Source organism: Neolewinella lacunae, from assembly GCF_014349155.1.
Lineage (GTDB): Bacteria > Bacteroidota > Bacteroidia > Chitinophagales > Saprospiraceae > Neolewinella > Neolewinella lacunae.
This window is the reverse complement of sequence record NZ_JACSIT010000051.1, coordinates 49,792-61,365: the sequence shown is the minus strand read 5'-3', so window position 1 is coordinate 61,365 and position 11,574 is coordinate 49,792. Positions and strand designations below refer to the sequence as shown.

The window sequence follows — 11,574 nt, the reverse complement described above, 5'->3', positions numbered from 1 at the left end:
CTCCGACTGTGCGGCGCGGATCGCGCGCTCGTCGCAAGGCTACGCCTTGCGATAGAGTAATAACTAACCCAGACACACTTAATTGAACTATCCCTAGCGTGTCGCTCGCGGTAGCCCCATTCACGCATTCACTCATTCACGCATTCGCTCATTCCCCCCCATGTTCGACGCCCTCAAACACTTCGACGTAAGCCACCAGATCCTGATGGGCTACATGGATTACTTCTACCGCTTCAAGCTCATCACCAAGCGGGCCCGCATCCGCTTTGAGCAGCGCGATTGGCACGGCACCCAGGCTGATGCACGGAGCCGTATTTCGCTCTATCGCGATGACGTTGACGATACCACGCGCGCCGTGGCGGAGATTTTAGCCGGCACCCCTACCCCACCCGACTTCTGGCGCAAGGTCAAAGACGCCTTCGCCGAAGAAATCTACCATTTCAACACCCGCAACATCGCCGAAACCTTCTACAATTCGGTGTACCGCCATTTCCACCAGGTGGGGGCCGACCGCGACCTGATGTTCGTTTCCCGCACTGGCAGCTACCGCGAGTTTCAGGGCCTCACCCACATCAGCATCGACTACAACCTGGGTGATCTTCCGCTGCCGGAAGTGCTGCGCGACCTCCTCGACCGTTTCCCTTTCGACGCCGAGTGGGACGACCGCGAGCGCGACATCCAGCTGGTGGCCGAGCGTTTTTCGGCCCACCTGGCGGCGTGCGGCGGCCGGGGTCCGCACGACCGCCTCGAAATCCTCAGCTCCCTTTTTTACCGCAATAAATCGGCCTACATCGTCGGGCGGCTGCTCAAAAACGACCGCACCTACCCCTTCATTTTGCCCCTGCTGCACCCCAACGGCCGCGGCATCCTCATCGATGCCCTCCTGCTGGAAAGCGACCAGGTTTCCTCCATTTTCAGCTACCACCGTTCGTATTTTTTGGCCGACATCACGGTGCCCAGCGACATGGTCGATTTCCTCCACACCTTCCTGCCCACCAAGGCCCTGAGCGAACTTTACAACGCCATCGGCTTCGAAAAACACGGCAAAACGGTCTTTTACCGTGAGCTCCGGCGACACTTCCGCCAGACGCAAATCGTTCCGCAGAACAGTTTTTCGGGGGCGCGGCCGCAGGTGCAGGGCGAAGAACCAGGAGCGGAGGAGGAAAACTTCAGCACCGCCCCCGGCATTGCGGGCATGGTAATGTACGTTTTTACCATGCCCACCCTGAACATGGTCTTCAAAATCATCCGCGATAAGTTCGCGCCGCCCAAGCAGGTAACCGCCGAGATCGTTAAAGAAAAGTACGACCTGGTAAAACACCACGACCGCGTTGGCCGCATGGCCGATAGCTACCTCTTCGAAAAACTGGCGCTGCCCCGCGACCGTTTCGCGCCCGAATGCCTGGCGGAATTGCTGGCCACGGCTCCTTCCAAAGTGGAGCTTACCACCGATAGCGTCCTGCTATCGCACGTCTACGTCGAGAAAAAAATGACGCCGCTCAATCTCTATCTGGAAACCGCCCCGGAGGAACTCGCCCAAAAGGCCCTGCGTGATTACGGACGGGCCATTAAACAGCTCGCCGCCGCCAACATCTTCCCGGGCGATTTGCTGCTGAAAAACTTTGGCGTTACCCGCGTCAACCGCGTCGTTTTTTACGACTACGATGAGATTGAGCTCGTCACCGACTGCAACTTCCGCCACATCCCCGAGCCCCGCACTTACGAAGAAGAAATGGCCAGCAAACCCTGGTACCACGTTGGCCCCAAAGACATCTTCCCCGAGGAATTTCCCGGTTTTCTGATGCGCGCCGGCCCCAACCTGACTTACCTCCGGCAAGTACACGGCGAAATCTTCGACGCCAACTTTTGGAACGACATCAAGCAGCGCCTCCTCGCCGGCGAAATCATGGACGTGTTTCCCTACCGGACGGGGCAGCGCTTTTTGCAACTGCCCCCGCTTATTTGAAGCCTAGTTATAGCTTGTTTGCTTTGCAGCGAATGAACCTGGGATTCGCCGCGCAGCGGCTCAACCAATTTCTTAGTGCTCTTAGTGTTCTTAGTGGTTCAAAAAAAGACCGAAGGTCAACCAAACTCCTGTTAAGCAAAAATATTCTCATGCCCCGAGTCCAGCACAAAAAGACAACTACTGCCTACGCGGCTGGCCATCTCCTGCAAGCCATCCATGGACTGCCCCGGGTGGATGCCGAAGAAGTTAAGGTCGGCCGCAGGGGCATTGGCAATCTCGGTGTGAAAAGCCCCGTGCACCACCAGTCGCTCATCAATCGGCAATCGCGCCAGATCAATGACCTCCTGCAAAAAGCGGTGGGCCTTAGGCGCATCCTCAGCCGCCTCAATGACGGTGATGATGCGCACCCGGGCTTTCCAGTTGAGCTTCAACTTGTAGGCCAGCAGCAGGGCCAGGTCCTGGGTCTGGTGAGCGGCCGAAACCGTCCAGTGCGGTGCCTGGGAACGCATCCACACGTTTACCCGCTGCCGCTGCCCCAGTCCCGCGAGCGGATGCGGTGCGTAAATGATGCAGCCCAGCTCCAGCCGACAAGCCTCACTGACGATGGACGGAAAATCCGCCACCACCGGCGCAGCCTCCAGCAGGTTGAGAAAGACGATGTTGGGACGAAAAAACGAGGCCATCAGCGCCTGGTTACCAGCATTGACCGCTTCGCCAAATTTTTCGTTGCGCATCAAAGCGACGGAAGAGTGGACTTCATCGTTCCGGAAAGTATCCGCCATCAGGTGCAAGCTGGCGTCGAGATTACCTTTTGCTCCGGCGCCCACCCCCATCAACACCGCACCGCCCTTGGGATAGGCCAAATCTTTGATGATCGTAAAGGCCCCCTGCACCGCCGCTACGTCGGCCGTGGGGATGAGCAGGTTGGGCTTCCACGAGCGCTCTTGCTGGTAGGCATTGGTGGCCGTTTTCTTGGCCGCCCACTCCGCAAAGGACGTGAAGAGGCCACTACGGACGTCCTCAAATTTCGTCTCCAATTTCCGCCGGCTCAGGATGCTGTACACGAAGATGATCAGCGTCCAGGAAACCAGACTGATGACGGGGTTGATGATAAACATCGTGAGCAAACTGCCCCCCAGTCCTAACCAGGGAATGACGCGGTGAACGGTAAACTGCGGGCGAAAACTGATCAGGTTCAGCTGTTGCTCAATAATGACGACGATGTTGATCATCGAGTAACTGATCAGAAAAAACATCGTCACCAGCGGCGCCACCGCGTTGAGGTCGCGCAGCAACATGGCCAGAAAAACCAGGACGCCGGTGACCAACATGGCGTTGCGGGGCTGCCCGGATTTATCTACCCGCTCCAGCCACTCCCCTTCGGGCATGACGCGGTGTTCCCCCATGGCAAAAAGAATGCGCGAAGAGCCAATCATGGCCGCCAGCGCCGATGAAAAAGTAGCGCCCAGCACGCCGGCAATCACCAGCTCGGGCACGAAGGCCTTTTCTATCATCACCGTGTAATTGCTAATCATCTCCTGCTCCGTTGCCGAACGGGCAATCCAGTACGCCAAGGCCAGATAAGTCACCAGGCTCACCCCGATGGCCCAGAGCGTACCCCGGGGGATGCTCCGGCCCGGGTTTTGCAGATCGCCCGACATATTTGCCCCCGCCATCACCCCCGTCGCGGCGGGGAAAAAGACCGCGAAGACGACCCAGAAATTGTCTGCCCCCTCCCTGGCCATGCCCGCGTAATTCCCGAAGCGCGCCACCTCCGCCGTAGCAAACCGCATCGACCCGAAGTACGCCGCCAGCACCACCGAAAGCAGCGCCAGCACAATCACCCCCAGCACCACAAATTGGATGCTCACCGCCAGGCGCGCACTCAGGTAGGCAATCAGGTACACCAGCGTAAATACCCCCAGATCCACCAAAAAGGCCGGATGCTCCGGGAACAGCACCAGCCAGCCTTCCCGAAAACCGAAGATGTACATCGTTACCGCCAAACCCTGGGAGATGTAGCGCGGGATCCCCAGACTTCCCCCCACCTCCAGCCCCAACGACCGCGAGACAATGGCGTAGGCCCCACCCGCCCCGATGCGGGTATTGGTGGTGATGGACGACATCGACAGCGCCGTACACAGGGAAATGGAAAAAGCAATCAGGATGATGAGCCAAGCCCCCAGCAGGCCCGCATTCCCCACCACCCATCCCAGGCGCAGGAACACGATCACCCCCAGGACGGTCAGGATCGTGGGAGTAAATACACCCCCGAAGGTGCCAAATTTTTTCGCGCGGGTGGTCATCGCATCAAAAAGCTGGGCAGGAACAAGGCGCCGGCTGCCGGGGACGAAGATAAGGGCCACCGTCCAGCCCGGGCGAACCAATGTTAAATTCGCAATGTTTTTTACAGGTAAACCCAATGTTAACTCAAAGTTAACTACATTTGCTGTACGTTAAGCGTTCTAGCAATACAACATCCCCAACCAACATGGCTAACAAGATCTATAAAGAAAAACAATCCTTCAACGACCTCGGCATCCAGGCCCTCATTGCACTGGGTGGCTTAGGTGCGCTCTTCGCTGCGGGCAAGGCCGTCTGGCAAGGCAACGCCGAGCTCACCTATGTCCTCGGCTGCCTGGCAATTGCCGCTGGCCTGGGCGGCATCATGTGGTACCTGCGTAGCTTGCGCATGAAGGTGTCCATCGACCAGAAGTGCATCAAGTACAAGCTTCACCCCATCCACGTCAAGGCCCGCAAAATTGAGTGGGAAGACGTCGATTCCTGCGTAGTAGTGCGCTCCCCTCTCCTCTCCCGCTGGCAAGGGGCCAACCTGAGCTACGCCAACGAGCATTTCTTTTCCCTCTCCGGCCGCAACGGACTTTCCGTCACCACCAAAGACGGGGAAAGCTACCTCATCGGCTGCAAAAACGTCGACCGCCTCGCCAATTCCCTCGATAAACTCAAACTGGGCTAATCCAAGGTATTGTCGCGGCTTCAGCCCGACCCCAAGGTATTGTCGCGGCTTTAGCCCGACTGTTCAGACCAAAGGTCAGCAATTTATTGTCGCGGCTTCAGCCCGACCCCAAGGTATTGTCGCGGCTTTAGCCCGACTGTTCAGACCAAAGGTCAGCAAGTTATTGTTCGCTACTTCAGCCCGACCAACCATCTCCCTAAAGACTTCCCCAGCACCTGCGTCCGCGCCCAATTTAAACCTGCGCCGAATGGTAAAAGCCCAAATTCCGGTTCAAATCCTCCGGCAAATCGGGCAGTTCAGACCGCGGAATGAGCAGCGAACTGATGTTGTGCAAATCCTTGAAAATCTTGTGCTTGGCGGCCGTCGCGGCCAGATAATCGTGTCCCGAGGAACCGCCAGTACCGATTTTATTGCCGATCATGCGCATCACCATTTGTGCGTGTCGGTAGCGCCAGGTGGTCAGCAGTTCATCGATGTTCATCAGCTCCATCAGGAGGTTGAAGGGGATGTTGAGGATGGGTTTTTCGCGGTACAGGTTGATCAATAAGGCCGCCACGGTGGCGCGGTACGAAAGCCGGCACTCACCGGCGGCCAGCATCCGTTCGTGTTCAGCCTGGGAAAGCACGTGCTTAAAATAACTGTTGCTATCGCCGAGCATCCGTAGCCGCATGGCCTTCATCTCCGGTGCCAGGTAGTCGCTGTTCATAATGTTGGCCTGCTCTTTTTCGATCATGCGGTCCACCGCCGCGCGGTAGGCGGCCAGAAAATCGAAGCCCGCGAACTGTAGAAAAGGCGTCCGCTCCAGCCAGCGTTCCACCAATTCGAAAAGGCTGCCGCCCTGCTCAATGGCGTCCAATTGCGCCCGTTGCGCATCCGTAAACACAATTTTGTACGACTTGCCGTGGTAGGTCAGGCGATCTTCTTCGCGCAGCCCCAGCGTAGATTCTACCATTCGGAACTGCATGCTCTGGAAGCCGGAGGCGGGGAAGAGGTAATCGCGAAAATCCAGGAAATCCAGTGGCGTCAGCGTTTCCATCACGTGGATTTGTTCGATCATGAGGTTGACGATGGCCGATACCCGCTTCAGCCGCAGCAGCACCGTATTCATATTGTCTTCGTTGACGCGCTCATCCCGAAAGAGGTGGCAAACGGAGTCGAGTTCGGTCAAAATCTGCTTAAACCACAGTTCGTACACCTGGTGCATGATGATGAACAGCGTCTCATCGTGGGCATTTTCGCCCAGCGCGGCGCTGCGCTTGTTTTGCAGGGCCAGCAGCTGGTCCAGCTCCAGATAATTGTGGTAGTGGATGGTCGAATACTTCTCTTCTTTTTGCATCGCAGGTGGCTTTGGTGCGGCAAAGGTAGGGCCTTCCCTCCATCCAGCTGTTCAAAGCGGGCGCGGCCGCAGGTGCAATGTAAAGAACAAACGAGCAATGCCGGGGCCGGATAATGACCCGGCTGAGGGTGTCCCAACCCGAACCCCTCCCAGCCTAACCTGAGGTTGAGCCCTTGCAATAATCACCACTAATGGGTCTTCAACGGCTTTTAGAAGTATGCAGTTCGGTAGTCTTATAGTTCGGTAGTCTTGAAGTCTTATAGTAGACTTTACCCTACTACAGAACTAAAACACTACAACCTAACCGCCTGAGGGTTATCTCCCCCCTCCCCTCCCCCGCTCCTCCGTTCATACTCCCCCCTTCGGGGGGCCGGGGGGGAGCACCTGCGCCCGCGCCCGAATAAAAAAGGGCGACCTCCCTGAGGCCGCCCAAAACTGTCAAATCATAACATAAAAAATAAAAACCTAAATAATTTTTCACGAGAGAGGTGTAAGCTAAAAAAATAAAACGAAACGGGCTTTCACCCTAATTCCCCGACCAACATTACACGGCAGTGACCGGAAATCTAAAGCGCCTAAATGGCTAATTTCTTTAATAATTATTCTGCATTCAGTGTAAGCCAAAGTGAAAAATCCGCTAAGTAAGAACAGCCGCCGGGGCGACCCATATAGTCGCCCCCGGCTGATGATTTAAGAGAAAAGCCCTGGCTTTTCATGACACAATGAACAACATACAAAATTCACCAAAAACGAATAGCCCGGTGGGCCCCTGGATCCTCCAGATGCTTAGTTTCCGGTCCCGGTCCAGGGGAAGGTCCCACAATCGACTTTAAGAACATTAATATTGAACGTGCAGGCATTTTCGCAGCCATTTCCATCCGTGAAAGTATAGGTAATGGTAGAGGTGCCAACGCCAGCAGTGGCGGCCGTGAACGTATTCCCTGCTACGCCGGCCCCGGCATAAGTTCCCCCGGCGGGCAGTGCATCCAGTACCACTGGCGCGGCAGTCAGGCAAACCGTACGGTCAGCGGGGCAAGTCAGTATAGGCAGCGGATTCACCGTCACGCTCACCGTTTGGAAAGCGTCGCAGCCGTTGGCATCGGTGTAGGTATAGGTAACGTCGTACGTACCCGCCCCCGCCGCGCTGACGTCCAAAGTGGCCGTACCCGCTGCGTTATTGGGCGTAAAGCCCGCAGTGGCCGTAGTCGTGAACACCCCGCCCGTTGGCGTAGCCGTGAAGTTCATATCGGCACCGTCGATGCAGACGTCAGCGGGGTCGTCCAAGGTCACTGTGGGCACACCAAAGACTTCCACGCTTACCGTCTGGCTTGCTTCGCAGCCGTCGGCATCGGTGTAGATATAGGTAACGTCGTACGTACCCGCACCCGCCGCGCTGACGTCCAAAGTGGCCGTACCCGCCGCGTTATTGGGTGTGAAGCCCATTGTGGCAGTAGTGGTAAATACGCCGCCCGCTGGTGCCGCCGTGAAGTTCATATCGGCACCGTCGATGCAGACGTCAGCGGGGTCGGAAAGGGTAACATCCGGGGTAACGGAGCAAAGGTTGATGAGTATTGTAAAGGTGGGACAAACCGAATTACCCGAGGTTTGCTGGAGCCTGAATACCGCACAGCCTGTTCCTGTTATGGTTACAGAAGCATCGCAATCGTTGTAGGTTATCGCCGGATTACTCATCAGTTCTTCCCATCCGCCCTGGCACACTGGCCCATCACAATTGATCAGGTCCTGTAAGAAATAACGCCCGGTCGTTCCGTCGTAGCAGATGGATTCTTCAATCGTAGAGATACCGCTAGGCGGGCAACACTCCTTAACTATACTGATTCCTTTAGGATCCTGACCGGGAACATTCCCTACCGCAGACCCCTCGTACGCCAGGGTAATCGGATCTATAATGGCAACACAATCTCCAAAAATGCCGGCCGCCACGTAAATTTTGTTGGTGCGGCTTAAGTAGGTTAAGCCACGGGCCCCTTCAAATCCTACATTATCTCCGCTCACCACTTCAAAAGTGCTGGCCAAGAAATTACCAGCAGCATCGTATTTAAGGATCCATGTTCTATTATTCCCTCCATCTTCAATGATAACGAACATGTTCCCACTTTCATCCGAGGTAATGCCCCAAACATTATAGTTAGTGATGATGGCAGGAAAAGTAGAAGAGGGCACCGTAACCGAATAAGTAGTGTGCGCCGTAAAATCAGCTTCGGTGGGAACGAACCGATAAATACCCCGCAAGCCTATTGGACTATCGAAGAATCCTACGGTTGCGTAAAAAACTCCGTTCTCATCAATATGGAAACCCCAATCCTGCAAACTTGGGAAAAAGTAAGATCCATTATTGTCAGGGATGCCAGCCAATCTTACGTAGCCCAGTTCCATCCCGGTACAGATATCGTAAGCGGATATCCGGTCGCTTCCAATATTATTGACGTAAAGGACGCCATTGTAGGAAACAACGTTAAAGCCCCCGATACCACTAAGCATTGGCGACAGGGTAGGCGTAGGAGCAAATTCGGAAACGGGCAACAGTTCCCCCTCACAGGTCAATTTACGTATTGGGCCGGTTTCGGTTTCACCAATGTAGAGATTGCCATTCAAGTCTTGCCCCAGTCCGTGGGGAGATGGTAGTCCCCCACCCTGCGGAAACCACGGAAGGGTATTCGTTATACCATTAGGGATTTCCGTAAAGCTGCCGTCGGAATTGATCCGAAACTTGTGGACAAGTCCGTTGCCTCCCCTTGGTTCATTGAGATAAATATAATCTCCACACTCACAAACGTTGGAGGGTACGCAGACATTCGCCGCCACCGTCACCACCTCGTCCACAAAACAATCATCCGCTCCGTTGAAGATGCGCACAATGTAGCTTGCCCCCGCATTGGGTGCATTGCTCAGAATGGTAGCGGGTAGCGTGCCCGGCACGGCAGTGGCCATGCCGATCGTCAGTGGTCCGTCATAGGTCGCCGCACCAGCGCTGCTGATGCCGTAGTGGGTGGCGTTGCTGGCGGTGGTGAGGGAAATGCTGCCGTTGTTATTCGCCGTACCGGCCGTGCAGGTGGCGGCGGTGGGGGTGAGGGTGGCGGTGGGTTGATTGCATGCCGAACAAGTTGTCGGCGCACTGATTACCACATCCACCAACTGGCAACTGCCCGTAGCTTCGTCCGTGATCGTGATCGTCAGGTCGCCACCGCTGATGGGAAAGGGGCCGAGGGGGACGCTCACCGTGTTGTAGGCCAGGTCGCTGATATTAGGATACAAACCTTGGAAGTCTATGCTGAAATCCTGGCCTGTGTTTTGTCCGGTCACCACGATCGTGAAGGTAAAGGTATCATCACTTGGATCATTAGGTGTACCCGCATCATTGCAGGTTGCCTGGATGGTGGGAGTATTCAGGGCGCAAGCATTACAAGACGACAGATTTCCATTGAAGCAGAAATTATGGAATTCAAAGCCCCCCTCCTGGACGACCTCACCACTGATTACCGCTTGTCCGTTGATATCACCACCGCTGAGTGAAGTACTGGCAGCAAGGGGGGCCAGGAAACTTCCCAGCCAGGCGAAACCACCGTGGTTGATGGTGGTGGTTTCGTAGAAATTCCAGCATGTTTTCTCGATGAAAGTTACTTCGGCGCCCGCATAAGGCTTCGTCGCAGTGATACCGTCAATAAAGATTGAACCACCTGTTTTGGTGAGCGTCGTTCCCCCTGCATTCACCAGAATCACCTCGGCATTATCCGTGTTCCGGAAGTCGTAACTCGAACCGGCTCCAATACCGGACAGGTTGAATACCACCACGCCACCGCTATTTTGCGCATCCAGTAAAATGGGATCTCCGGAATCATCAATTGTTCCGAGGGTAATGGAACCACAACTGGAATTGATATTGGCAGGGTTGTAATTGGCGGAGAAGCCCTGGAAATACGCCAGCGCACCAGCCCAGTTCACATCCGGTGTAAAGTTGCGATAGATGCCCGGAACCTGGCTGAAGCCACCGCTAAAACCAGGTAGACCCGTAGCTGTATTGTACAATATATTGCCACGCATACCCACATTTGGGTTTTCATGGTTGACGTCACCGCCAACGACCAGATTATCCCACCCCTGCGGGGCGTGCAATGCACCGGTAGCCAACGGATTACTGGCACCGATCGAATAGGTTGACAGTTGTACCGGGTCGGGATTGACCGATGTAAAATTGCCTTGCACCGCCAGGCGGCCTTCCGTATCACCGGTTCCGTCATTAGTGAGGTTACCAAAAATGACGGCGTTGAAGTTGCCATTATGGGGACCACCCAGAGTGCTCCCGCCAAGGATGCCATTAGCATTTCCGGCAGCGTATGATCCGACGAATCCCTCCGCGATCAGGTCAAACAGACTTCCCGCAGGACAGGCTTCTTCGTTCTGGCAGCCGAGTTCATTGTCCCCTTCTATCGCAGTATCGTCATCCGGGGTGATGTAGAAAGTTGAACCTCCGAAAAGATTAGTGATGGTCGCTACATCACTGCCGACAATGTTGTTCCCGTCCACAATTTCCAGAACCGTACCTACCGGGACCATTACCGCCTCCTGCAGACTGCCGTTAGCACCCATTGCCCAAACTTCAGAGGGGTTATTCAGGGTACGAAGCACCCAGGTGCCGCTTGGGGCGTCATTAGCAGTAGCAAAAATGATGGTCGCTTCATTTGGGCTGTCGCCATCACAAAGCTGACTGATCTGGGCTTCGAAAGGGGCAAAAACCGGTGCATAACGAAAACCCTTAATCCACTCAGAGAAGGCCGCGGCTCCGTATCCCCAAGTGATCGGCGCACCTTTACTGCCCGTTCCGTTAATATTTTCTGCCGCGCAAACGATTTCATCTACTAAGGCCCCTCCCAAATCAATGGCCATGGCATCATCAGTGCTGAATGTCACCCCATACATAAATAGCTGCCGTGTTAACGGATCAATTGGGTACGTCGCGTGGGCTGCATCAAACGGAGTGTAGGGAATGGCCTCGGTTGGCATCGTCGCAATACTACTGGACGACGTTGACCCCGTCCAACTCAGCCCTCCATCACCGTCAAAACTATGCTCACCGGGTACATAGATCTTCGGCCCTGCATCCATTCCGCTCGGGGTGTTACCAAAGAACGGCCAACCCCAACAAACATCGTGTTGCTGGGCGGGGCAGGGCCAGCCGGAAGCCTGTACGAAAGACTCCGGGCCTCCCAGCATAGCCCCCATCAGGATTATCGCCAATTTCAGCGTTCGCCAAGGGAGGCGGGCAGAAAATCGGAT

Annotated in this window: 5 protein-coding genes; 2 read left to right on the top strand and 3 right to left on the bottom strand. The window is 55.4% G+C overall.

Annotation, left to right across the window (positions count from 1 at the left end):
• Positions 1–160 precede the first annotated feature (160 nt).
• On the top strand, positions 161–1,966 hold the full coding sequence (locus H9S92_RS03185; protein WP_187465274.1) for a bifunctional isocitrate dehydrogenase kinase/phosphatase: 1,806 nt from the start codon (positions 161–163) through the stop codon (positions 1,964–1,966).
• Positions 1,967–2,097: 131 nt separating this feature from the next.
• On the opposite strand, the gene H9S92_RS03180 is transcribed toward H9S92_RS03185, so the two are convergent.
• The gene (locus H9S92_RS03180; protein WP_246463614.1) at positions 2,098–4,353 is read right to left on the bottom strand and encodes an amino acid permease; all 2,256 of its coding nucleotides are present in this window, start codon (positions 4,351–4,353) and stop codon (positions 2,098–2,100) included.
• A gap of 104 nt (positions 4,354–4,457) precedes the next feature.
• Here H9S92_RS03180 and H9S92_RS03175 point away from each other — a divergent pair, with 104 nt between their 5' ends.
• Positions 4,458–4,943: a hypothetical protein gene (locus H9S92_RS03175; protein ID WP_187465273.1), complete on the top strand. Its 486-nt coding sequence runs from the start codon at positions 4,458–4,460 to the stop codon at positions 4,941–4,943.
• A 232-nt stretch (positions 4,944–5,175) separates the two neighbouring features.
• On the opposite strand, the gene H9S92_RS03170 is transcribed toward H9S92_RS03175, so the two are convergent.
• Both H9S92_RS03170 and H9S92_RS03165 read right to left on the bottom strand, forming a co-directional pair.
• Positions 5,176–6,279, bottom strand: a complete 1,104-nt coding sequence (locus tag H9S92_RS03170; protein ID WP_187465272.1) for a tryptophan 2,3-dioxygenase family protein — start codon at positions 6,277–6,279, stop codon at positions 5,176–5,178.
• A gap of 786 nt (positions 6,280–7,065) precedes the next feature.
• Positions 7,066–11,301, bottom strand: coding sequence for a choice-of-anchor A family protein (locus H9S92_RS03165; protein WP_187465271.1), 4,236 nt, complete (start codon positions 11,299–11,301; stop codon positions 7,066–7,068).
• Between the last annotated feature and the right edge of the window lie 273 nt (positions 11,302–11,574).